Here is a 22,507-nt window from a genome sequence, read left to right as displayed (position 1 = left end):
TAAAAAGCTTTTGATTAAGCTAGACCCGAGTTATAAAACCATCATTTAAACTTCTAATATCTACTACTAGACAAATCGACTCCCATAGTCTCAGATTTCGATTCCCAGATACACCCTGACAATAACCCCGATCAAAAACGTCAGCGCGGCAACCCCCAGGCTAATCGCCGCCATCTCGACAAATCTTCTCTTAAAGGGAAGATCCTTAGCCACGGAAATGTAGTAGGTGAAAACAAAAATGATGAGGATGGCAAACGTTATCGTTACTCCCAGCGAAAGAATGGTCTCCTGAAATAAGAGAAATGGCGCTATTAGTAGCATCACCGTAATCAGATAAGCACTTCCCGTGTAAAGCGCGGCCTTGAGCGGAAGTTTCGAAGACCCCTCCGCCTTCGTCGAAAGGTACGCGGAAGTGGCCATGGAAAGAGAAGCCGCGATCCCTGTGATCAAGCCTGCCACTGCGACAACTAGACTGTTCTGAAAGGCTAAGCTGAATCCAGCCAACGCCCCGGTTAACTCTACCAGCGCGTCATTCAACCCCAGCACCATGGAGCTAACATAATCAAGCCTTTCCTCCTTAACAGAACCGATAAGTTGGTCCTCGTGAATCTCCTCGTCCCGCAGGATTTCCTCAGCCCCCGCCACAAACTTGGACAATTTATCGTAGATTTCTTGAGCTCGCTCCTCGCTATTTTCCATCAATTTCAAACCAAAAGTTATGCCAAAAATTCTCGAGACGAAAACGTAAAACCAAACCAACATCCTGCTGGGTTTCACGTTGATCTGGGTGTGCTCTTTCCAGAAGTTGTAGTGTCTGAGTTCATCTGTGGCCATCCGTTCCAAAATCTCCTTAGTGCGCGGATCTCTTGCAACCGTTGCCAGCCTCTTGTAAATGAGGTGACCATTGATCTCCTCCCTCTGCGCGGCAACGGCGGCGTCTTTAACTTCAGCATTCAAAGGCTGAGTACTCATGAATGTCAATTAGCCATGGATCTTTGATATTTTAGATTTTAGTCCTTTTTCATCAAGAACTAATTTTAAGGTAAATTTGCCCTCACCGAATTTATTTTAATCAGACCTCTTGAGCCTTCTCATCTTCCCTTTACCTACAGTCATGCCCACTCTAGGCTTCGCTGCAAGATAAACCGATCGTAAATTCATTCCCTCAAAATCCTTCTGAACACGCTCTAACTCCTGCGGCGTCAGCGGTCTGGTTGGGCTGGGCCTAAGAGGTGTGTTGATCTGAACCTCGTCGGGACCTACTGATCTGACAATTTCGGCGATCTCGCGAGAAAAACCCATATTCTCCGGGACGAACATGACCTCCAATTGGAACTTGCCTCTGAAACCGGCACGGAATTTCTTCAACCCCTCAACAATTTTCTGAAAACTCAAGCTCTGATGAGGTCGATTTATCATCCGTAGCAGCTGATCGTTGAAAACATCCAACTTGCCCTTCACCACATCTGCCTTGACCAGATCCTCTCTAACATCCTTCCTGCTCTTAAGTGAAGAGTTGGTCAGAACCGCCACGGGTAACCCTGAAATCTCCCGAGCGGTCTCTATAAGTGCCCCCAAGTTCTGAGCCAGCGTTGGTTCGCCGGTACCGGAGAAAGTCACCACATCAGCGTTAACCCTCTTGATGGCTCGCCTGAGGGCGCGCGCGACTTGGTCTTCGGTGACAAAAATCCTCCGTTCAACCGACTTCGCGGTGGTTGGACCGAGCGAACAGTAGATGCAGTCAAACGAGCAGATCTTTCCCCTTTGGCAAATTGGATCCACGCCCAACGATCTTCCTAACCGCCAAGAAGAAACCGGACCATAAACTATTGCCACAACCAGCACCAACGGATTATCGTGCTCTCAGTTAGAAAATTAACCCCCGAGTAATATCTTAATAACCAACATCAAGGCTATTCCTACCATGAACATCAAAAATGATAGCACCGTCTTTGCCCGATCGCTCTCCTTATGCAGCTCCGGTATTAGATCAGCGGCGGCAATGTAAAGGAATCCACCGGCGGCAAAAGGCAAGAGAAAAGTCATCGCGTGCTCCAGATGTGAAAAGAAATAATAGCCAAACAGACCACCAGCAACGGCAGTAAGAGCAGTTACAAAATTTAATAAAAGAGCCACCCGGGGTTTCATACCACCGTAGACAATTACCCCAAAATCACCGAGTTCTTGGGGAACCTCGTGGGCTGCAACCGCTAAAGCCGTGACCAAACCGAGCTGTGGACTGGCTAGGAATCCGGAGGCAATTATCAAGCCATCGATGAAATTATGAACTCCGTCACCAACAAGATTAAGATAGGCAAACGTGTGAATCGGACAAGACTTTTCGTGACAGTGCCGCCAGAGTAACTTTTCCAAGATGAAAAATATCACGAAGCCGACGATTACTGCCTGAAAAACGTTGCCGATTTCCACGCCCGCAGTTTCTTCTATCGCCTCCGGTAAAAGATGTAAAAAGGCCCCGCCGATTAGAGCCCCGGCCGATAAACCGACCAGTGCCAGCAGGATATACTTGAGTAATCTTTCTGAAACTACCAGAGTCATTGCCCCGACAAATGAAATCAAACTTACCAAAAACGTTGCCAACAGAATCGAAACCATTCCCTCCATCCAACTCACTTCGCTTTTACCCTTTCCTTTAAACAGCCGGGGTCAGTAAAAATATTCTTTTTACACGGACAGGTGCGCGGATGTCCATAAAGCCTGCAAATGTCGTTGATGAGAGAACTCGAAACATGATAATCAATTTTTGAGGCCTCAAGGCACGACTTTCTAACATCATATTTTAGGAAATCTGAAAGAAAAAGTTCAAGAATTCGATGCCTTCTCAAAAGTTTTTGGGCTTCCCTTACTCCCCTCTTGGTTAATTGGACGCCATGATAGGGTCTGTGCTTGACAAGTTTCTTTTTGGCAAGGTTTTGTATCGCTTCCGTAACTGTGGCGGGCCGAACCTTAAGAATTCTTGCTATGTCCGTGGTCCCAAAATCGGAAAAGTTTTCTACCTGTCTTCTATAAATTAACATTAAATACCTGGCCTCATTTTCGGTAACGATTAATTTCGTTTTCATTCTTAACAAAAAATTTTAGGTTTTACCTAAATTTAAAAGTTGTGATCACGATCGTAAAGAGAGAAAAGAATCATCATCCAGATGGTGCCAAATTGTGAATTCTTGATGAGAAGTTTGGGAATGAAAACATTTTAATTTATCAGAAAACAACTGCATCACCAGTCCTGAGCCTGTGGCAATTTTTACCGTAAAGCTTAACGAACTTCGCGATGGCCCTTCTTCCTGTACAATGGCAAGGCATCAGCAATTCTACTCCCTGTTTCTGGAGTTCCTCGGTTGTCCAATTTATCCTTCTCGCGCTTGATCCGAACAAGTGAAATCCTCCGATGACCGCACGCAAACGGCTCAAACCAGTTGCCTTTTGAGCGTGTTCAATTGTGTTAATTATCCCGGCATGGGCGCAACCAGTAATCACCAACAGCCCTTCATTCTTCAACTTCACGAAAAGTGCCTGATCGTCGGGCAAGTTATCCTTAACAACTTTTCCCCCAATCTCAGTCTTGAACCCCTTAACCAGTTCATACTGATTTGTCCTTTTGATTTCACCGCTAACCCATACGCCCGGCATTAACGAGTGGGTCTTCCGATTTCGAGCCAGAAAGCCACCGGCACCCTCAAGCTCCGCAACCGTGCTTGTAATGCCTATCTTCTTGAGCCTTCCCTGTTTCACCACAAATTTTGGCACAAGCGCCTGCGGATGAAGAACCACGGGTACCTTCTTGTTGACGAATTTCAGGACTCCTAAAAGCCCGCCGGTGTGATCGTAATGTCCATGACTGATAACAATGTAATCCAATTTCCCCAGATCAATGCCCAGCTTTCGAGCATTGCCCAGCACCAGTTCCGCCGAGGGCCCGGCATCCAGTAGCAACGTGGTAATACTACCTGCTGATTCAACCTCGATGAAAAATGATAGACCGTGTTTGGCTGCAAGATCGGGCCTTTTCTTGGTGTCCTCGACCAATACCGTAAGCCTCAGCCCATCTACTGAGTTCAAGTGCTCGGCCCCTCCGGTGGCTGAGGTGGTTTATCGGCGATGATCAGAGGTCTCCGCTCGACCATCATCCGGACGAGCTTATTTCTGGCGCTCTCCAGACAACGCCAGACGGTGCCACGCGATATCTTCATTCGCTCGGCGACCTCCTCCTGATTCAAACCCTCTATGTAAGTCAAACGCAGGGACTCGTACTCATCGTAGGAGAGGTAAATCGGCTCTTTAGTGGGCATGGGGCCGCCACCTGGAACCCAAGGAACAAACATGGTTGGTGATGGCACAGAACTGAGAAATCGCGGCTTCATCGGCCTACCCGGCCCACCTCTCCGCCAGCACCATCGTCGCGGCATGGTATCAATAGTTTATGTTCATTCGCACGTAATAAGATTGCCTTCAAAGCCCAATGGGGTTCAGGTGATTGAAAATACCACCTACTAGCAGCGCAATAAGAAAAGTACTCGCGCTTATCATGATCGCGTCCTTCCAGCCTAGTTCCTGCTTAAGAGCCGCTACGGTGGCTGCACAAGGCACGTAGATTGAGACGACAAGAGCAAAGACAAACAACTGCAGGGGGGTCATGAAATTCAACAGGTTCGATGTACCTGCTATGGTCACCAGCAGAACAAGCGCCCCTTCTTTTCTGATGAAGCCATAGAGAAGCGAGATGATGGTCACGGCAGGCAGGCCTAGCCAGCCCGAGGTGAGTGGGGAGAGCGGCGCGACTATCGCGGCCAACAATTCGAAAACATGCAGAGCACCTATCACTAGGCTGCCGACGATAAGCACAGGAGTGGCAAAATAGACGAAGTGCTTCATCCTCATCCATGTCTTGCTTAACAGCGGCCTGAGTATGGGCAAGCGTAGCGGTGGCATCTCCATGATCATCCCAGAAACCCGACCGCGTAAGAATCGGTTGAGAACCAGTCCGACGATGAAGATTAGAATTAAGATGATGCCGTAAATCAAAAGCGCATATTGGACGCCCAAAAAATATCCAACCGTGCCAAGAATTACAGCAGTACGCGCTGAGCAGGGAACCATGGTGATAAGAAAGTTGGCGATCAGTCTCTCCCGTCTCGTTATCAGTACCCTCGTGGCCATGATTGCGGGGACATTGCAACCGAAACCGCCCAGCATCGGAACTACTGCACGTCCGTGAAGTCCTATCCGGTGCATAGCCGAATCCATCACAAAGGCCATGCGCGGCAGATAACCGATGTCCTCGAGCAGGGCGAAGACGAGAAAAAAGACCAGAATGTAAGGAATCATGACCGCCAAGATCCCGATGATGCCTTGGTTGATTCCAATATCTAGAATCCGACCCAGATCACCCAATGTGTTAAAAAAACCGCGAAGCAGCGGCGAGACGAAAATTTCCCAACCCTCGACCAGCAAACCCTCCAGAAATCCACCCACGTAGATCAACAAGAGAATCAGAGCCGCGAAAACAGCCACCATTATCGGCACACCAGTTCGTACGCTTGAAGTTATGTCGTCCAAACGATGGGCCCACTTCAGTTTGGCTGGGGCCCTTTCAGTCACTTCTCGCGAGATCATGGCCGCGATGCCATGGCGCTCACGGGCAATTCTGTAAGCAGACGGTTCACCATATTTGGTCACCATTTCCCTAGCCAACTTCCTTGCCTTCATCAGAACGCGCTCGCTGCCAGGAAGATCGGCCACTGCCTTTATGAGGTGTTCATCGCCTTCCAGAAGTTTTATGGCAAGGGTCCGTGCAGAGAGTCCAAACGGTGTTTTACCTAGAGATCTGACTATCTCTCCTGCAAGCCCCTTTATCGCCCTCTCAGTATCCCGGGTCAAAGGTAAAACCTTCTCGGGTCTATTCCTCGCCAAGGCAACTTCTATGGCCTTATCAAAGGCCCTAGCAACGTTTTCCCCGCGTGTGGCAACAGTGGTCACCACCGGCAGGCCGAGCTTGCTCGAGAGTGCTTCAGCATTCGGATGGAGGCCCCTCGCCAGTGCCACATCATACATATTCATAATCACCAGCATCGGGCGGCCAAGCTCCATCAGCTGCAGGGTCAAGAAAAGGCTCCGTTCCAGGTTCGAAGCATCGAGTATATTCACGATCACATCAGGTTCCTGTTCCAGAATAGCACGCCGGGCAACCAGCTCATCTTGGGAAACCGCGCCAAGCGAATAAACGCCGGGAAGATCGATAACTCTGATATCATAATCGCCGCGCTTCACCCAGCCCTCCATCAGCTCCACAGTTGTTCCCGGATAATTGGAAACTATCACATCGGCGCCGGTGATCTGGTGAAAAATGGCACTCTTGCCTACGTTGGGGGTCCCAGCAAGCGCCACCACTATCTCAGATTTCTTTACCGCCGACATGGTAGTCACCAAAAAATCAACGCTGACCGTGGCGCGCTCGGTGCCGAACCCTCCCCATCTCCGGCCGTTTCACCAAAATTTTGGAAGCTATATCGCGACTGAGCGCGACCTGCATTTTACCGCACTGAAGCATAATGGCCCCGCGGGGCAGCTTTTCCACCACCTTCACCCTAGAACCTGGAAGTATGTTCAATGCCAGCAGACGCTCTACCGATTCCCTCTCTTCAGGTATTGTGACCACAGTACAAGATTCGCCGCAGGCTAGGTCTGAGAGGGGCTTTGCTGGCTGTACTGACTCTCCACTCAATCGCGGGATGGGGCCTCCGTGAGGGCAAGTTGCTGGTCTTTTGAGGAGGTCGTCGATTTTTTCCGTCAGCTCGTCGTCGAAGACGTGTTCGAACTCACAAGCGTGCTCATGAACTCCGGGCAATTCATGGCCAAAGACATCACATAGCAAACGCTCCGCGAGCTTGTGGCGCCGCACCACTCTCATAGCTTCATTCAAGCCTCTGTCGGTAAGAGCGGCCCCAGAGCGATCTCTAGTTATCAGGCCCTTATCGCTTAGTCTTGAAAGCATCTCAACCACGCTGGGATCCTTAACCCCAAGGTCCTTGGCCAAATCTTTCACCTTAACTCGTTCCTTGGATTCGGTCTGTTCCTTATAGATGGCCTCGAGGTACTCCTCCTCAGAGGCCGAAAGCTTGGAGTTCTTTCTAAACATGCGATGGGCCATGGTGCTCAAAAATTAGGTAGACCTAACTTAATAAAAACCTTAGGCGAACCTAATTAAAACGATTTTCTAGAAAAAATTAAAGCCGATCTAAAGAAGTGCCGCTAAGTGGTAAAAGGCTTTTTTACTAATTCAAACTAAATAAATGCGACTAGGATATCATGACGGACGTTTCTTTGCTCGTTGGAGGGCAAGCCGGCGATGGTGTAATGCGTACGGCTGAACTCATCGGAAGGATCTTCAACCGAATGGGACTTTACGTCTTTGTAATAAATGACTACGGATCATTAATTCGCGGCGGCCACAACTTCTGCAAAATCAGGATTTCAGAGAGACAACTCTGGCTTCACCGAGAATCGATCGACCTCATCGCCGCCGTCAATCAAGATACCATCGCCAAGCATGAAAAGGAGCTTGTCGACGGCGGCCGCATCCTCTATGACAGCGACGTTTCCCAATACAAGGGATCTCACGAAAGCCTGCCAATACCCCTCACTGACATGGTAAAACAAGCTGGCGGTTCACCCATAATGAGGAACTCTGTCCTGATAGGAGCCATAGCTTACCTTTACGGCATCCCCCCAAGTCTAGCTAATGATATCCTCATGCAGGCCTATGGGGACAAGGCCACCAAAAATATTGAGCTAGCAAGGGCTGGCTATGACTATGCTGAGAAAAACTTCGAGAAAATCCTGACAATTAAACCAATTTCACGCGAACAGACTCCTTTTATCTCAGGCGCTGAAGCTGTGGCACTGGGGGCTGTTAAGGCGGGCATGAAACTTTATGTGACCTATCCGATGACTCCCTCAACCGCAATACTGAACTATATCGGTCCCAACCAAGAGTCGCTAGGAGTAGTGTTGGTGCATCCTGAAAATGAAATCGGCGCGGCGAATATGGCACTTGGAGCTGCCTATGCGGGTGTGAGGACAATGGTCGGCACCGCAGGCGGAGGCTTCGCCCTAATGCAGGAAGCTTTCAGCATGGCTGGTCAAGCCGAGATACCGGTGGTTTTCGTCGTGGGACAAAGGGTTGCGCCGGCCGTAGGAGCGCCCACCTACACGGCGCAGGCAGATCTTAAATTCGCCGTCGGCGCCGGACATGGTGAATTTCCGCGAATCGTTGTTGCTCCGGGAGATCCTGAAGAGGCTTTCATTAAGACGGGGGAAGCCATAAACTTAGCTTGGAAATATCAGTCGCCTGCCATTGTGCTTGTAGACAAACATCTTCTGGAGAGCTACATGAGCATCTATATTGAGGAGAACAAAGTGAAGGTGGAACCAGCCGAGATCGCGGAAGAAGATAGCGGAGATTACCGTAGGTATAGATTTACTGAAAGTGGGATTTCACCGTTAGCATTCCCGGGTTGGGCCGGAAAGGTTGTCAAAGTCACCAGCTACGAACACAATGAATATGGTTATGCTGAGGAAAGCCCCGAGGGCATTCAGAAAATGCAGGAAAAAAGAATGCGTAAGCTTTCGTCCCTGATCCAAGATTTGAAGGAAAGAGAAACAGTTAAGATATACGGCGACACATCTGCCGAAAACCTTGTGGTAGCCTGGGGGTCCACTAAAGGAGCAGTGCTAGAGGTCATGGAGCTGATAAAAAAACCGTTGAAATTCATACAGGTTTTGTACCTGAGTCCCTTTCCGGGTTGGGAGATCAACAAGCACTTGAAGCTGGCGAAAAAAGTTCTATTGGTCGAGGGCAACATGACGGGGCAACTTGGCTCACTGATCGCTGAACATACTGGCTTCAGAATCGAAAACACGGTGCTCAAAAATGATGGCAGACCATTTGACCAAATCCTGCTGGCGGAGAGGATTAAGGAGGCGTTCGGATGGAGATGAAGGATTTTGACACACCGACCAAGAACACCTGGTGCCCTGGCTGCAATAACTTCGGCATACTGGTGACGGCCAAACAGGTGCTAGCAGAACTGGTGAACTCCGGAGAGGTCAAGCCAGAGGAGGTGGTGGTACTCTCAGGTGTTGGTTGTCACGGTAAAATCTCAGATTATCTCCGCGTCAACAGCTTCTACTGCCTCCACGGGAGGGTTCTGCCTCCGGCCATGGGGATAAAAGTCGCTAACCAACGTTTGAAAGTCATCGCCTTTGCCGGCGATGGCGATGCCTACGCCGAGGGCATCAGCCACGTCGTTCACGCCGCCAGAAGAAATCTGGACGTTACCCTCATCGTGCACGACAACGAGGTCTTCGCCCTGACGACCTCGCAGGTGACTCCAACGACAAAAGTTGGCTTTAGGACAAAATCAGCGCCTAAGGGTAGCTTCGAGACCCCGCTCAATCCTCTGCAACTCATGCTCGCCTGTGGCGCAACCTTTGTGGCTCGAGGCTTCTCCGGAGATTCAAAACACCTGAAAGGGATGATGCTGGAAGCAGTAAGGCATCGCGGCTTCAGCTTTATCGACGTGATCCAGGAATGCGTTACTTTCAATCCTGTTCGGGAAAAATATCTGCCCAAAATGTACGATCTAAACAAAGAGGGACATGATGATACCAACTTCTCAGCCGCATGGAGCAAGGCGGGGGAGACAGACAGAATGCCGCTGGGAATCTTCTACCGTGTCGAAAAACAAATCTATGAAAAACAGTTGCTGGGCGACAGGATCCTTGCCGATGAAAACCCAGCAAATTCAATAAAACAGGCGCTTCTGCAGCTCATGTGATCGATGAGAATTGAACTGGTAGCGACACACCGACGTTCTCAAATGAACCTCTTAAAGCGATCCTTTTTTGCTTTGCAGATGGGACAAATCTCCGGCGGTGATTCCCTTGCACAAAGATAACCGCAGACGGTGCATCTCCAGACCGGGAGCGGGAGTAAAAAGGGGCCCTCAACGGTTGCCTCTGACATTTTTCTTTTTTCCGGTGGAGGCCTTCTCTCCGGTATTGATTTTAACTCCTTGTTACCATCCAACACTTCCTTTGAGACATACAATCCGCAATAACAGGATCCGTATTCAACTAGATCTGCATCTCTATAATCACAGGGACAAATAATATCCAAGTCTTCCTCCTTTTTACCTGAAGCCAGCCTACACGGACAGGACCAGTAACCGTATCTCTGCTCATTTATCAACAAACCCTTCACCAGTTTTTTCGCGAACTCAACATCACCATTCAGGTAATAACCCGCGGCCTCGCCCTCTCTTTTTAACTTCTCGTAAAGCCTATTCACTTCCTCTGGGGAAACTGCGATCTCTTTCACGCAGCTAGCGCCTCTTTTATCTTCTTCTCATCAAAGCCAACGATGTGCCGGTCGTTTATCACCAGCGTGGGGAAAGATCTCTTGGGATTCCAGCGCTCCATCTCCTTCAGCGCCTCTTCTCTGCTTTCACCCTTAAGAAGATCTACATCCACGTAGTAATAATCCACACCTAGGTCGTCTAAAAGCTTCTTTGTTTTGGCGCACCAGACGCACGTGCTCAGGGCAAAAAGAAATATGCGCCCCCTTTTCTTTCCCTCGACATGGTTCATCTGCGTTTGAATTCCTCAAAATTTAATTCACGGAAAACTTAAAATCTTTTCTTAGCTCGAAAATTACCTAGCACCATCGCTGATTTAAAAAACAAAAAAATATTTTTATATTTTCTACCGGATTAGAACCAAACTTATATTTCTTCCATCAACGTCGTAAAGGTGTCGTGATGTTCTTCCTCATCCTCAAGGATGTGCCTAAAGATTAAGTTGGTCACTTCGTCGCCTTCTTTTCTGGCCAGCTCGATTATCTTTTTGTACATAGAAATCGCGTTTTCTTCATCCTTGATGTCCTGGGCGATCATCTCCTTGAGGTTCTTGCCCACCACTATCGGAGAGGGCTTGGTAGTTGGCACTCCACCAAGATAGTAAAGCCGCTCCGCAATCTTCTCCGCGTGTTTCATCTCGACTATCGCTATCTTCTTCAGTTCATCCTTAACTGCGAAACCTTTCACTCCGCCCCACATTACGTGTTGCCACATGTACTGAATTGCGACTTGAAGTTCTCTAGCAATAGCATCGTTTAAAAGATCTAACAATTCCTTTGACACTTTCATTTTTCACCTAATTTAAGTTGTTTTTAAAACTTTTACCTTTTTCGATTCCCAGCCGCCCAAAAAACTCCAAAATCCCTAGCTTTAAAAATGTAAGTAGTGCCAAAAAAAAGAAAAAGATAACTAGAAAGGAACCTACTTGGCCTTTTTAGCCGGTTTTGTGACTTTCTTCATCGGCACGCCGCAACAGATCAAATCGCAGGCTGCACAGCCGCACTCTTCGTCTATTACGACGACTGCCCCACATTTTTCACAACGATATTTTTCGCCCTTTTTAGCCATTGAAAATCCCTATAAAGGTTTACCCTATTTTATTTATCACTTTCGAAAATTTTCTGCTAAAGATTAATTTTAAATTATATTCACCCCACCGATTAAAATTTATAAAGGTAAGCAGAGTTTGGTAAAAGCTGAGCGTGGGGATTATCACGATAGAGATAAGATTTCACGGCAGGGGCGGGCAGGGCGCCGTCACCGCGGCGCGGCTATTGGCGGAGGCCTCTTTCCTTGAGGGAAACTATTGTCAGGCTTTTCCCTTCTTTGGAGCGGAAAGACGAGGGGCACCAGTCGTGGCCTTCACCAGAATAAATAAACAACCCATCCGCACCCATGAACAGGTCTACAGGCCGGACTATGTGGTGGTGCTAGACCCAACTCTTATCGGTTCCATAGACGTGGCTGCGGGTTTAAAACCGAACGGAGTCGTGATTCTGAACTCCAAGGAGGTCCCAAAAAATCTCAAGGGAGTAAAGGTCGCCGTTGTTGATGCCACTAAAATCTCAATTGAAGCCATTGGTGTGCCGATAACCAACACCACCATGCTCGGCGCTCTAGCAAAAGCTACCGGTGTGGTCTCGTTGGAGTCCATACAGAAAGTGATTGAAAAGAGATTTGGAAAAATGGCTGAGAAGAACATTAACGCAGCTAGGCAAGCATACGAAGAGACGGTGGTAGTATGAAGCTTAAACCCGGAGCCATAATAACTGAACCCGGAAACGCCGAAAGTTATGAGACAGGTGAATGGAGGGTTTTCTGTCCTAGCATAGACCCAGCCAAATGCACCGGCTGTGGCATCTGCTGGCTCTTCTGCCCGGAAATGGCGATATCCAAGGGAAAACCACCCAAGATAGATCTCAGGTATTGCAAGGGCTGCGGTATCTGCGCCAACGAATGCCCGGTAAAAGCCATAACCATGAAGGAGGAATGTAAGACATGAAGCAGATAATGGATGGAAACGAGGCGGTTGCGCTTGCCGCTAAGCTGTCCCGGGTAAAAGTCATCTCGGCCTATCCGATTACGCCTCAGACCACAGTTGTTGAGAAGCTAGCGGAATACGTTTCAAACGGAGAATTGGACGCCGAATTCATAAAGGTGGAATCCGAGCACAGCGCCATGAGCGCCTGCATCGGCGCTGCGGCCACAGGTGTCCGTGCTTTCACGGCCACATCATCCCAAGGACTTCTTCTCATGAACGAGATGCTCTACGTCGCCTCAGGTCTCAGGCTTCCTATAGTTATGACCAACGCCAATCGTTCGGTTTCCGCGCCTCTTAGCATCTGGTGTGACCAACAGGACTCGATGACGGTGCGGGACTCTGGCTGGATTCAACTTTATTGTGAAAACAACCAAGAGATCCTTGACACCACCATTCAGGCCTTCCGCATAGCCGAGGAACTTTTACTTCCGGTCATGATCTGCTACGACGGCTATATCCTCTCCCATACTCTCGAACCAGTGGACTGCCCGGAGCAGACGGAAGTTGATGCCTTTCTACCACCTTATCACTATCCCTACGCGCTCGATCCAGATAAGCCAGTTACGATGGGCGCCGTCGGCGTGCCAGAATACTACATGGAGTTCAGGTATCTGCTCCAGAAAGCCGTTCAGGGAGCCAAGGCCAAGATCCTTAAAGTTGACGAAGAGTTTAAGAAACGCTTCGGCCGAGGTTATGGGATTATGGAAAAATACTGCTGCGATGATGCCGAGGTGATGATACTGACCATGGGCTCGCTCAGCAGCAGCGCAAGGGACGTTGTGGACAACTTAAGAAGCAAGGGAGAGAAGGTGGGGTTGGTCAAGCTAAAATCATTCCGTCCCTTCCCAACCGATGAAATAGTAGAAACGTTAGGGCAGTCCAAAGCGGTCGCGGTGCTAGAAAAGGACATCTCACTGGGATATGCTGGAGGCCTTTTCATCGACACGGCGGCGGCTTTCGCCAATACTAAACAAGCTCCATTGATGATCAACTTCATCTGTGGCCTAGCGGGACGGGATGTTACCTCGGCCCAGATCGAGCAGGCGGTCAGAGAAACTCAGAAAGCCGCTGAAACGGGAGAGGTGAAAGAAAAAGTCAGATGGCTGGGCCTTCAGGAAAAACTTGTCGAGGAGTGATGGAATGAAAGACATCTCAGATCTGGAGCTGCTGGCTCCGGGACACAGGGCTTGTGCTGGTTGCGCCTGTGTGCTCTCGCTGCGGCACGCGCTGAAGGCGCTGGGCAAAAACGTCATCATCAGTGAGGCCACCGGCTGCATGGAGATAGTCACCAGCCCCTATCCCCAAACTGCTTGGAGGGTCCCTTGGATTCACGTTGCCTTTGAAAATGCTGCTGCCGTGGCTTCCGGTGTTTCTCGCGCGCTGAAGGTGCTGGGCAAAAACGACGTTAAAGCAGTGGCTATAGCAGGCGACGGTGGGACTGCGGACATAGGCCTGCAGGCCCTCTCGGGTGCTGTGGAGCGCTGGGAAGACATGCTCTACATCTGCTATGACAATGAGGCTTACATGAACACTGGAATACAGCGCAGCGGGGCCACTCCCTTCGGGGCTTGGACTACCACAACACCGGTCGGAAAGGTGAAAAAAGGTGAGGATCGGCCGAAAAAAGATATACCTGCGATAATAATTGCTCACGGAGCCCCTTACGTGGCCACGGCTTCTGTTGCCTATCCAATTGACTTTCAGAAAAAGTTAAAAAAAGCAGCGTCAATCAAGGGGCCGACTTACGTACATGTTCACGCGCCCTGCGTTCCTGGTTGGAGGATAGAAAGCAGCAAGTCAATAGAGGTGGCTCGCCTAGCTGTGCTCACTGGGGCTTGGGTCCTCTACGAATATGAAGCCGGCAAGATAAACGTCACTTTCAAGCCCACCAAAAGAAGGCCTATCGCCGATTACCTGAAAATGCAGGGAAGATTCAGGCACCTGACCGACGAGGAAATAGCTCAGATCCAAAGAATGGTTGACGAACAGTGCCAAAAATTCGGGATACCATAAACCTCAGAATCGAAAAAAATCGATGATACCGAACCGATCTCAATATCCAATAAAATATCTACCGACTAGATTTGGTTCAATTAAACGCGATTAGCGTCACGTTCAATTTATTATCTGAAAAACTGGAATTAAAGGGAGAGAGATGGAAAGGGCTGAAATTCAGGTCAGCGGCATCGTCCAAGGCGTGGGATTCAGGCCGTTCGTCTACCGGCTGGCAATTAAACATCGCCTTCTGGGATTCGTTCGCAATATGGGCGATGCTGGAGTTCAGATAGTAGTTGAGGGAGACAAAGGAAAAATTTTGGAATTCATTCAAGCGCTCCGGTCTGAAAAACCTCCGCTTTCAAGGATTGAATCGCTAGCTATTTTCTGGCAACCGCCATCCAAGCAATTTCAAGATTTTCAGGTCCAACCAAGCGAAAAAAAGATATTGGGCCTTCCTTCAGTTATCCCTCCAGACCTTGCCCTCTGCGAGGATTGCCTTAGCGAAATGTTCGATAAAAATGACCGAAGGCATAACTACCCGTTCATTACTTGCGTCAACTGTGGCCCAAGATTCACTATTATTGAAGAGCTTCCCTACGACCGGGTCAGAACTTCGATGAAATTCTTCCCGTTGTGTCCGGACTGCCTGCGCGAGTATCAGAATCCAGCCGATAGGAGATATCACGCCGAGCCCATCGCCTGTCCTAGCTGCGGGCCGCGCATGAAGCTGTATCACTCCAACGGTGAAATCGTTGTTAGTGAAGACCCGATTGCTGAAGCCGCGCGCCTGCTTGATGAGGGATATTTAGTTGCCGTGAAGGGAATAGGAGGCATTCACATCGCAGCTAAGACCACCGACGACGGTGTGCTGCAACGGCTCAGAAGGGAGTTCGACCACCCCCAGCAGCCATTCGCAGTGATGGCGAGAAATCTGGAGAGGGTGAGAACGTTTGCTGAAGTCTCGCCGGAAGAGGCGGAAATGCTCACCTCCTACCGCCGGCCCATCGTCATCCTGAAACGCTCCCACAATTACTACCTGTCCGAGCTGGTGGCTCCAGGACTCGATACCGTCGGGGTAATGCTCCCTTACTCCGGAATCCACCACTTGCTCCTAGCTATGGGCAAGGATCCCGCCTATGTGATGACGAGCGCCAACGTGACCGGCCTCCCCATGATCGTGGACAATGGCGCAGCCCTAGAGAAACTCCGAAATGTCGTTGATTACCTGCTGCTGCACAACCGAGTCATCGTCAACAGGTGCGACGACTCAGTAGTCAAAATGATTGAGGGTAAACCTGCTTTCCTAAGGCGATCGCGCGGATTCGTCCCCGAGCCCATTCAGTTGTCCTTCAACAGCCGGACAGCCGTGCTCGCGCTTGGGGGAGACCTTAACGTCACTGCCTCAATTTTAATCGGCAACAGATGTTTTCCCAGCCAGCACATCGGGGACACCTCCAAGCTCGAAACCCTTGACTACTTACAGGAGGCCATCGGTAGACTGATGCACCTGCTGGGCCTGAAAAAAGTTGATCTTGTGGCCCACGACCTGCACCCTAGCTACTCAACTTCCCGCGTTGCCCCTAAGCTGGCGGAGGCTTTCCAAGCCAGCACCATCTCCGTCCAGCACCATCACGCTCACCTCTGCGCACTCATGGCTGAACACGGGCTCGACGAACTCATCGGCGTTGCTGCGGACGGCGTCGGTTATGGGCCGGACGGGACGGCCTGGGGTGGAGAGATCATGGTGGCCAGACTCGACTCTTACGAGCATCGAGGGGGCCTGATGAAACAAATGATGCCAGGCGGTGATCTGGCGGCGGTATACCCGGCCAGAATGGTGGCTGGAATTCTCTGGGATCATATCAGGGAAGATGAGCTTGACCGTCTCCTCAGGGAATACTGCCCGAACGGCTTTAAGCACGGAGAAAAGGAACGGGAAGTGGTCCTTCATCAATTGAAAAGAAAATTCAACATTTTCCTGAGCAGCAGTTGCGGCCGGGTTTTGGACGCCATCTCCTGTCTGCTGGGAATATGCTGCCAGCGGACCTATGAGGGCGAGCCCGCTATAAAACTGGAGGCTGCCGCAGGAGGTGGTGAGCCCGGCGAGGCCAAAATAGAACCCCATATCGAAAAAGTTGATGGAAAATTGATCTTAAACACTTCTAAATTGTTACTCGATATCATTTCTGCCATGAAAAAACACATCCCGAGAAAGCACATCGCTGCCGCGGCTCAGCTGGCAATTGCCCGTGGGCTGGGCCAGATTGCCCTTGAAGTGGCAAGATCCGAAGGAATCGAGGTTATCGGGGCTTCTGGCGGAGTCTTCTGTAACCGGGCGATTACCGTTGCCTTGAGAAAAGAGGTGGAAAAGGCTGGATTAAAATTCATCCGCCATGAACTTCTACCACCGGGTGACGGCTGCCTCTCGGTGGGACAAGCGGTGGCCGCCTCTCAGATGAAGTTTAAACTATAGCACATCTGGAGACCGCGCGATCAACCCCGTTTTTCTTACCCAACAGTTGTTCAGCCTCCGAAACCAACGCGCTCAAACGCTTCTTCCCCAGTCCAGTCCTAGCCAGCTGACGCGGCTCGGAGGTGAGCAACTGTTTAACCAAAATGATCCCCGCGGAACTCAATTTTTCCAAGGTTGCTCTATCGACAGAACGCAAAACTGTAACGGGATATAGCTCCTCCCGCTCGATCATCTTCTCCAAACCACAGCCCCGAGGATATCTCCAACATATGAGCTTTATTCCGCGACACTCAGCATACTTGGTGGCATCGCTAGAGGCCTTGGTGTTCGAAACTAACCAGACCTCGTCAAACCATTTGCCTTCCCCACGCTCGGCGGCCTCATTCAGGTCCAAAAAGCGCGCGTAGGTGTACATAACATCCTTCAGCCCCACTGCGCCGCCGGGCAAGTTGTGGTACTTGCACTCAATCATGGCACGAATAAAATCACCATCCGTCTTCTCCGCTATCACATCAACTTCATGCTGCACACATCTCCCCTTAACGATGCTCCTCAGCTTAGTCTGGTACCCATAGCACTGGAGCAGTTCAGCAACAAAGTTTTCAAAGTTGAAACCTGCAGGGCCAAGGCGCATTATCGCATCCTTGAGGTCGTAGCGCATCGCCACCGGAGGCTGCCGCTCGGAGATCATGTCCTTAACGAGTCTTAAAATTTCCTTGGTGGTTATCCCATCGTAAACACTGGCCTCAATTTTTTTGACTATCTCTTCAGCCAGCTTTCTGTTGGCACCCGCCCTCCGGAGCGTGCGCAATATCTTCTCAGGGCGGAAATCCTCGATCTGACCGTTGGATTTAACAACTCTAATCGCCAACCGCTCCCCAACCATTACTGAGCCTTTAAAATAAAAGACCGAGTAAGATACTATCCCGCCAGAATCCCAATCACAACCAGAATTGTGTTGTATGAGTTGTGGGCCAAAATAACACCGCCTAGGCCGGTGTAGAGGTAGCATACGGAAAGCAGCAGGCTGGCCGGTAGCATGGAAATGACGATCGCCGGATAGGTTCCCGGATTGGAAAGGTGAAAGGCCGAAAAGAGAAGGGCTGAGGTCAGGACCGCGAGAAGCTTGGACCTGCGCCAGCGGATTAACTCATCCATTATCACGCCACGGAAAATCCATTCCTCAAAAATCGGAAGGATGTTGACCAAGAGCAGCGTCAGCCAAGGGTAATTCCGCTCAATTGAAACAAAAGGATATTCCTCGGGAGAAACCGTCTCTATCCCCGAATGCTGTAAGATAGATCCCGTCGCCATCGAGAAAACAAGGGAGAGAAAAGCTATTGAAAGCGAGATGGCGAGGAGAACCAGCCAACGCCTAGGGCCCATTCTTTTGACCAAGGGTAACCAGGTCCTAGGGTGCAGCCTCTCCAGATGATAAGGTCTCCTCACGATTATTCGGCCCATGATGACTCCGAGAACCACCCCAGCACCGACAATCCTGACCAGATCCAACCAGTACAAAAAATCACGCGGTTGCCTATTCAGCGCTGCTCCGGAAACATACCCAGCTTTATCGTCCACACCGGAGTGTTCCCACGCAGCCTTCTCTCCACCTTTCCCTCTTCAGTAAGATGATAGAGATCTACGCGCAGCCTCACGATATCAATGCCTGTCATCCTTGCCAACTCCTCAGTGGTAACCGGCGTCCCTGCCTCCTTCAGGGCCTTCAAAATCAAATCCCTCTTCAAACCCTCACCTCTCCTTAAGCCTCTCCAGCACCTCTAGGGCTGATTTTATTCTATCCAGTAGCTCTAAAGTCTTAGCGTGATCGGTTTCCTTGGCAAGCTGCTCGGCGAGGGTGTCAATCTTAGCCTGCAGCGTTTCCCTGATCTTGTCAAGCGATGACGGTTTGGCCTCGGGCTTTGACTTCTTCGCCTGACCACCGCAAACGGGGCAGACGACCTTTCCCTGATATTCAAAGAGAGGACTCATACAGCTGCCGCAATGTACCGCCAACATCTTGCCCCCCGCCATCAACATCTCCACAACCTTGGGTATGTCCTCTTCCCTCATGCCCACCCCAAAACCCTTTATTGGGACCCAAGATTAAAATTAGATGATTGCGCATGTGGCGGGGTGATGTCCGTGTCCTCAGAGGAAAAGCTGAAGCAGGTTGCAGAGATGATGTCGCGCATGGCAGAGGACACCACAGTTCCGCGGAACATCCGCAGGGCAGCCGGCGAGGCCAAGAACGCCCTCCTGAACAAGAGTCACGACGCCATGGTCAGGGCCTCAACTGCCATTTCAATCTTGGATGAGATAAGCAACGATCCCAACATGCCCGTTCACACCCGCACCCTGATCTGGAACGCCATCAGCATTCTGGAGACAATTCGAGAGTGAGGATGAAAGTTGAAAACCCTTGTCTGCACCTGCGAAAAACCATGAGGTGATTGCTGCCTGAGGGGTCTGGTTAGCTATGGAAATCGATCTAAAGCCCCTGATAAAACTTATGAAAAAGAAAGACGTCAAGGGTGCCAAGGAGTGGCTGGAAGCAACCCGAAGTAAAACTAACTCCGGCGACGAGTTTACGAAGGGCTACCTGCTGGCGTTACAGGGTATGGTCTCAGCAATGGAATCTGGAGGGGAACTCTCCACCATCAACAAGGTACTTGAAAAAAACTACGGTGAACAAATAGCTGAAATCTTAAACGAGGCCAAGACCAGAACCGCGCAGAAGTTCAGACCGGCTGACGAACGAGGTTTCGATACCGCTTGGATCGACGTCCTGAACGAGCTTTGCGCTAAAAACTCTGAAAGCTAAAAAGGCAAAACTCACTACTCCTCAAGCATTGCCCTCTTAGCCGGAGGACGGACAAATATCCGGTATTTGTCAACTCCCTGCAGCTCCATCACAATTCTCTTGGCGACGAGCGACTTTACGTTCACCAACCCCTTCACCCGATTCTCTATATCAGCAAAATCAACGAAGGGGCTTTTCTTCCTCTCTTCAATTATCGCCCACATCAGCTTCTTGCCTATGCCCGGGATCAGCTCGAGCTGGTGGAAGCGTGTTGTCAACGGCGCCGCCCTGTTAAAGAACTCAACAAAACGCTCCGGATTTTCGTTGACCAAGCTCTCCACCGCCGGCTGTAGCTCGGCCTTGGCAGCGGCAGTTAAATCCTCGTAACCAATCCGTCGTTTTATCCTCTCGACCTTGTCCCTTTCCCCCTTGCCGATGGAAACCCTTTCATGCGGCACAAAGGTCATTCCTTTAATTGGGACCACCTCCAACAGAGTAAAGAAGGTATCGCCAAGTATCTGGGCTATGGGCTCCCTCAGATGGATGGGCCTAGGATCGTTCGGGTGCCCCTGGGGGAGAAAATCAAGTACTATTCCCCGGTCCTCATACTTTTTCTCCACTAAAACACGCTCCCGAGCCTGCTGTCTCAGCCGCTATATTTTTTAACTAGCTCGAGAACCTTGTTCGCTTCATCCTCTTCGAGTTTAACCCTCTCCTTCGAGAAAATGAGTTCCAGATCCTCTTTGGTCTCCGGCATGAGATCGATGATCGCCACGGCCAAGTGTTCCTTAATCTTATCCATCTTGAGGAGTTCCTCCATCAACTCCTGCGCCTCCTTCGGCTTGACCTTGGCAAACTTTTGCGCATAGTCATAAGTCAGTCTTTGCCAGTACTCCAGCTCTCCCTCCTTCTTGACCTTCTCCAAAATGCCGAGAACCTCCGCAAGGGGCACAGGTTTCTCCTTAACAACGCGCTTGCCGATCATGCCTCCACCACCTTCAGGTGTTCGGGACGGGAAATAATCTTTTTTATTGCGCCACCATCGCGGACTTCCACAACATAGGCTCGCCCCCGCCTCTCTCTAATAACCCCAGTTCTACCATGGTAGCGGTGATGGGGCTGTCCCTTGACCACGCTGGGGTCCAAGATGATTGAAACCTCAGCACCCACGGTAAGATCCTGAACTGCTCTGCTGACGGGAGTGAGTCCCCTCTGACGAGGGTGCTTGGTCAGTTTCTTCCGACTCTTGCTCCTCAAGCCTTTGGAACGTCCGGACATTATAATCACACCAAATTTTTCACTGTCTAATTAAGTTGATAGTTTCCCTCGTTTAAGAGCCTTTTCTAGGGCCCTTATCCCCGCCCCTAGGGACTTCCCGAAACATCTTCCCCAGCTGGCCCAACTTAGGGCCTCTTCCCTTTGCAAACGTCTTGATGAATCTCTTCATCATCTCATACTGCTTCAATAACTCCCTGACCTCGGCTTCTGTGGTGCCCGATCCCCTAGCCACCCTACGGATGCGTGAGGAATTCATTATCTTGGGGTCCTCAAGCTCCTGCGGGGTCATCGACTGCATGATGTATTTAAACTTTTTCAGCTTCTCCTCGCCAACCCTCATCTGTTCCTCAGGCAGGGAAACCCCGACGCCAGGAATCATCTGCATGATCTTCCTCAGCGGTCCCATCTTGCTAAGAGCTTCAAGCTGATCGTAAACATCACGGAGTGTTATCTTGCCCGCCATCATCGCCTTCATATCAGCGGGCTTCAGCTTCTCCTCTTTCGCCACCTCCTCAATCTTCTGCAGTAGGGTTTCGATGTCGCCCATCCCGAGCAACCTAGCCACGAACTTCTCCGGCACAAACGGTTCTAGGTCCTCTATGTGCTCCCCGACCCCGATGAACTTAATCGGCGCCCCGGTGGCCGCCACGGCGGAGAGGGCACCGCCGCCCTTGGCCGTGCCATCCAGCTTGGTGACGAGAATAGACCCTATAGGTGTGGTCTGTTTGAACGCCGTCGCCTGCTCCTTCGCCTGCTGGCCTATCGTTCCGTCGATGACCAGCATGATTTCATCGGGCTCTACTGCTTTGGCTATCTCCTGCATCTCCTTCATCAGAGCCTCCTCCCGGCGATGTCTGCCCGCAGTATCGACGATGATGAGTTCAGCACGCTCCTTTTTGAAGCGCTTAACCCCCTCTTTGGCCAAGTTTATCGAATCGGAAGAGCCCGGATCACCGAAGACCTCAACGCCTATCTGCTGCCCCAGCTGGCTCAGCTGTTCATAAGCTCCCGGGCGGTAGGTATCAGCGCACACGATGGCCGGCTTGTAACCGCGCTTCTTGAAGTGGGCGGCAAGCTTGGCAACGGATGTGGTCTTACCGCTGCCCTGAAGTCCAACCATGAGAAGGACCTTTGATTTCCCCGCCTCGAGCTGAAGCGGCGCCGGTTTCCCCAGAAAACCGGAAAGCTCTTCGTAAACTATCTTGATGACATGTTCCTTGCGGCTCATCCCCGGAGGTAATTTTTCCTCCAGCGCTCTCTTTTCTATCCGTTTGGTGAGGTTCAACACAAGTTCAACGTTGACATCGGCCTGAAGCAGGGCCCTCTGGATCTCCCTGACCAGCTCCTTCACGGCCCGCTCGTCAACGTGGGCTGCGCGAGTTATCTTCTGCAGGGCACCATGGAGGGCCCTTCCCAGCTGCTCCAGAACCATCGGCTCACTTCTCTAACTTCTCTCATGAAAGATAAATAAACATAGT

29 protein-coding genes are annotated in these 22,507 nt (G+C 50.4%); 9 read left to right on the top strand and 20 right to left on the bottom strand.

Translation table 11 applies throughout. From position 1 onward, the window contains the following. Window positions 1–90 precede the first annotated feature (90 nt). The 8 genes from QXT02_RS04530 to QXT02_RS04495 form a co-directional block, all read right to left on the bottom strand. Complete coding sequence (locus QXT02_RS04530; protein WP_342812177.1) at window positions 91–972, bottom strand: VIT1/CCC1 transporter family protein; 882 nt, start codon at window positions 970–972, stop codon at window positions 91–93. Window positions 973–1,068: 96 nt separating this feature from the next. Then, the gene (locus QXT02_RS04525) at window positions 1,069–1,845 is read right to left on the bottom strand and encodes a radical SAM protein (RefSeq protein WP_342812223.1); all 777 of its coding nucleotides are present in this window, start codon (window positions 1,843–1,845) and stop codon (window positions 1,069–1,071) included. Between the two features lie 30 nt (window positions 1,846–1,875). After that, window positions 1,876–2,625 carry a ZIP family metal transporter gene (locus tag QXT02_RS04520; protein ID WP_342812176.1) on the bottom strand — a complete coding sequence of 250 codons (750 nt, stop codon included), beginning with the start codon at window positions 2,623–2,625 and terminating at the stop codon, window positions 1,876–1,878. A 5-nt stretch (window positions 2,626–2,630) separates the two neighbouring features. Continuing rightward, complete coding sequence (locus QXT02_RS04515) at window positions 2,631–3,083, bottom strand: metal-dependent transcriptional regulator (protein ID WP_342812175.1); 453 nt, start codon at window positions 3,081–3,083, stop codon at window positions 2,631–2,633. Window positions 3,084–3,222: 139 nt separating this feature from the next. Beyond that, entirely contained in the window at window positions 3,223–4,080 is an 858-nt protein-coding gene (locus QXT02_RS04510; RefSeq protein ID WP_342812173.1) for an MBL fold metallo-hydrolase, read from the bottom strand. After that, window positions 4,077–4,382, bottom strand: a complete 306-nt coding sequence (locus QXT02_RS04505; protein WP_342812172.1) for a DUF134 domain-containing protein — start codon at window positions 4,380–4,382, stop codon at window positions 4,077–4,079. Before QXT02_RS04505 ends, QXT02_RS04510 begins: the two co-directional genes overlap by 4 nt. Before the next feature lie 88 nt (window positions 4,383–4,470). Then, entirely contained in the window at window positions 4,471–6,435 is a 1,965-nt protein-coding gene (gene feoB, locus QXT02_RS04500) for a ferrous iron transport protein B (protein WP_342812171.1), read from the bottom strand. A gap of 16 nt (window positions 6,436–6,451) precedes the next feature. Continuing rightward, on the bottom strand, window positions 6,452–7,168 hold the full coding sequence (locus QXT02_RS04495; RefSeq protein WP_342812170.1) for a metal-dependent transcriptional regulator: 717 nt from the start codon (window positions 7,166–7,168) through the stop codon (window positions 6,452–6,454). Between the two features lie 158 nt (window positions 7,169–7,326). Between QXT02_RS04495 and QXT02_RS04490 the strand changes: the two genes are divergently transcribed. Both QXT02_RS04490 and QXT02_RS04485 read left to right on the top strand, forming a co-directional pair. Beyond that, window positions 7,327–9,018: a 2-oxoacid:acceptor oxidoreductase subunit alpha gene (locus QXT02_RS04490; RefSeq protein ID WP_342812168.1), complete on the top strand. Its 1,692-nt coding sequence runs from the start codon at window positions 7,327–7,329 to the stop codon at window positions 9,016–9,018. Further along, the gene (locus QXT02_RS04485) at window positions 9,009–9,857 is read left to right on the top strand and encodes a thiamine pyrophosphate-dependent enzyme (protein ID WP_342812167.1); all 849 of its coding nucleotides are present in this window, start codon (window positions 9,009–9,011) and stop codon (window positions 9,855–9,857) included. The genes QXT02_RS04490 and QXT02_RS04485 overlap by 10 nt, the downstream gene beginning before the upstream one ends. A 38-nt stretch (window positions 9,858–9,895) precedes the next feature. Here the strand turns inward: QXT02_RS04485 and QXT02_RS04480 are convergent, their stop codons facing one another. The 4 genes from QXT02_RS04480 to QXT02_RS04465 form a co-directional block, all read right to left on the bottom strand. Next, on the bottom strand, window positions 9,896–10,390 hold the full coding sequence (locus QXT02_RS04480) for a ferredoxin-thioredoxin reductase catalytic domain-containing protein (RefSeq protein WP_342812222.1): 495 nt from the start codon (window positions 10,388–10,390) through the stop codon (window positions 9,896–9,898). 5 nt (window positions 10,391–10,395) lie between these two features. Beyond that, the gene (locus QXT02_RS04475; RefSeq protein WP_342812166.1) at window positions 10,396–10,668 is read right to left on the bottom strand and encodes a glutaredoxin family protein; all 273 of its coding nucleotides are present in this window, start codon (window positions 10,666–10,668) and stop codon (window positions 10,396–10,398) included. A 134-nt stretch (window positions 10,669–10,802) separates the two neighbouring features. Beyond that, window positions 10,803–11,225: a ferritin-like domain-containing protein gene (locus tag QXT02_RS04470; RefSeq protein ID WP_342812165.1), complete on the bottom strand. Its 423-nt coding sequence runs from the start codon at window positions 11,223–11,225 to the stop codon at window positions 10,803–10,805. Window positions 11,226–11,357: 132 nt separating this feature from the next. Then, window positions 11,358–11,504, bottom strand: coding sequence for a desulforedoxin (locus QXT02_RS04465; protein ID WP_342812164.1), 147 nt, complete (start codon window positions 11,502–11,504; stop codon window positions 11,358–11,360). A 143-nt stretch (window positions 11,505–11,647) separates the two neighbouring features. Here QXT02_RS04465 and QXT02_RS04460 point away from each other — a divergent pair, with 143 nt between their 5' ends. The 5 genes from QXT02_RS04460 to hypF all read left to right on the top strand — a co-directional run bounded on the left by QXT02_RS04460 (window position 11,648) and on the right by hypF (window position 16,948). Beyond that, window positions 11,648–12,181, top strand: coding sequence for a pyruvate ferredoxin oxidoreductase subunit gamma (locus QXT02_RS04460; RefSeq protein WP_342812221.1), 534 nt, complete (start codon window positions 11,648–11,650; stop codon window positions 12,179–12,181). Then, complete coding sequence (locus QXT02_RS04455; protein ID WP_342812163.1) at window positions 12,178–12,438, top strand: 4Fe-4S binding protein; 261 nt, start codon at window positions 12,178–12,180, stop codon at window positions 12,436–12,438. Before QXT02_RS04460 ends, QXT02_RS04455 begins: the two co-directional genes overlap by 4 nt. Continuing rightward, window positions 12,435–13,613 (top strand): pyruvate synthase subunit PorA, encoded by a 1,179-nt coding sequence (gene porA / locus QXT02_RS04450; RefSeq protein WP_342812162.1) that lies wholly within the window; start codon window positions 12,435–12,437, stop codon window positions 13,611–13,613. Before QXT02_RS04455 ends, porA begins: the two co-directional genes overlap by 4 nt. Window positions 13,614–13,617: 4 nt before the next feature. Next, window positions 13,618–14,490, top strand: coding sequence for a pyruvate synthase subunit PorB (gene porB, locus QXT02_RS04445; RefSeq protein WP_342812161.1), 873 nt, complete (start codon window positions 13,618–13,620; stop codon window positions 14,488–14,490). A 142-nt stretch (window positions 14,491–14,632) separates the two neighbouring features. After that, window positions 14,633–16,948 (top strand): carbamoyltransferase HypF, encoded by a 2,316-nt coding sequence (hypF, locus tag QXT02_RS04440; RefSeq protein WP_342812160.1) that lies wholly within the window; start codon window positions 14,633–14,635, stop codon window positions 16,946–16,948. On the opposite strand, the gene QXT02_RS04435 is transcribed toward hypF, so the two are convergent. Genes QXT02_RS04435 through QXT02_RS04420 form a run of 4 tightly spaced genes read right to left on the bottom strand, consistent with a single transcriptional unit; the run spans window position 16,938 to window position 19,021 of the window. Then, complete coding sequence (locus tag QXT02_RS04435) at window positions 16,938–17,819, bottom strand: ATP cone domain-containing protein (protein ID WP_342812158.1); 882 nt, start codon at window positions 17,817–17,819, stop codon at window positions 16,938–16,940. The genes hypF and QXT02_RS04435 overlap by 11 nt on opposite strands. 50 nt (window positions 17,820–17,869) lie before the next feature. Beyond that, window positions 17,870–18,469 (bottom strand): CPBP family intramembrane glutamic endopeptidase, encoded by a 600-nt coding sequence (locus tag QXT02_RS04430; protein ID WP_342812156.1) that lies wholly within the window; start codon window positions 18,467–18,469, stop codon window positions 17,870–17,872. Between the two features lie 20 nt (window positions 18,470–18,489). Further along, the gene (locus QXT02_RS04425) at window positions 18,490–18,696 is read right to left on the bottom strand and encodes a FaeA/PapI family transcriptional regulator (protein ID WP_342812155.1); all 207 of its coding nucleotides are present in this window, start codon (window positions 18,694–18,696) and stop codon (window positions 18,490–18,492) included. 4 nt (window positions 18,697–18,700) lie between these two features. Next, the gene (locus tag QXT02_RS04420; RefSeq protein WP_342812154.1) at window positions 18,701–19,021 is read right to left on the bottom strand and encodes an Sjogren's syndrome/scleroderma autoantigen 1 family protein; all 321 of its coding nucleotides are present in this window, start codon (window positions 19,019–19,021) and stop codon (window positions 18,701–18,703) included. A 66-nt stretch (window positions 19,022–19,087) separates the two neighbouring features. Here QXT02_RS04420 and QXT02_RS04415 point away from each other — a divergent pair, with 66 nt between their 5' ends. Together QXT02_RS04415 and QXT02_RS04410 are read left to right on the top strand one after the other, a co-directional pair. Beyond that, window positions 19,088–19,351 (top strand): UPF0147 family protein, encoded by a 264-nt coding sequence (locus QXT02_RS04415; protein WP_342812153.1) that lies wholly within the window; start codon window positions 19,088–19,090, stop codon window positions 19,349–19,351. 76 nt (window positions 19,352–19,427) lie between these two features. Beyond that, window positions 19,428–19,772, top strand: a complete 345-nt coding sequence (locus tag QXT02_RS04410; protein WP_342812152.1) for a hypothetical protein — start codon at window positions 19,428–19,430, stop codon at window positions 19,770–19,772. Between the two features lie 14 nt (window positions 19,773–19,786). Here the strand turns inward: QXT02_RS04410 and QXT02_RS04405 are convergent, their stop codons facing one another. Genes QXT02_RS04405 through QXT02_RS04390 form a run of 4 tightly spaced genes read right to left on the bottom strand, consistent with a single transcriptional unit; the run spans window position 19,787 to window position 22,461 of the window. Beyond that, window positions 19,787–20,371: a DUF655 domain-containing protein gene (locus QXT02_RS04405; RefSeq protein WP_342812151.1), complete on the bottom strand. Its 585-nt coding sequence runs from the start codon at window positions 20,369–20,371 to the stop codon at window positions 19,787–19,789. A 26-nt stretch (window positions 20,372–20,397) separates the two neighbouring features. Next, window positions 20,398–20,736 (bottom strand): RNA polymerase Rpb4 family protein, encoded by a 339-nt coding sequence (locus tag QXT02_RS04400; RefSeq protein WP_342812150.1) that lies wholly within the window; start codon window positions 20,734–20,736, stop codon window positions 20,398–20,400. Then, a complete protein-coding gene (locus QXT02_RS04395; RefSeq protein ID WP_342812149.1) occupies window positions 20,733–21,029 on the bottom strand; it encodes a 50S ribosomal protein L21e in 297 nt (98 codons plus the stop codon). Before QXT02_RS04395 ends, QXT02_RS04400 begins: the two co-directional genes overlap by 4 nt. Window positions 21,030–21,081: 52 nt before the next feature. Further along, a complete protein-coding gene (locus QXT02_RS04390) occupies window positions 21,082–22,461 on the bottom strand; it encodes a signal recognition particle protein Srp54 (RefSeq protein WP_342812148.1) in 1,380 nt (459 codons plus the stop codon). Between the last annotated feature and the right edge of the window lie 46 nt (window positions 22,462–22,507).

This window comes from Hadarchaeum sp. (SeqCode) (assembly GCF_038871235.1).
Lineage (GTDB): Archaea > Hadarchaeota > Hadarchaeia > Hadarchaeales > Hadarchaeaceae > Hadarchaeum.
The sequence above is the reverse complement of the archived record's forward strand: the minus strand, read 5'-3'. Positions and strand labels throughout refer to the sequence as shown.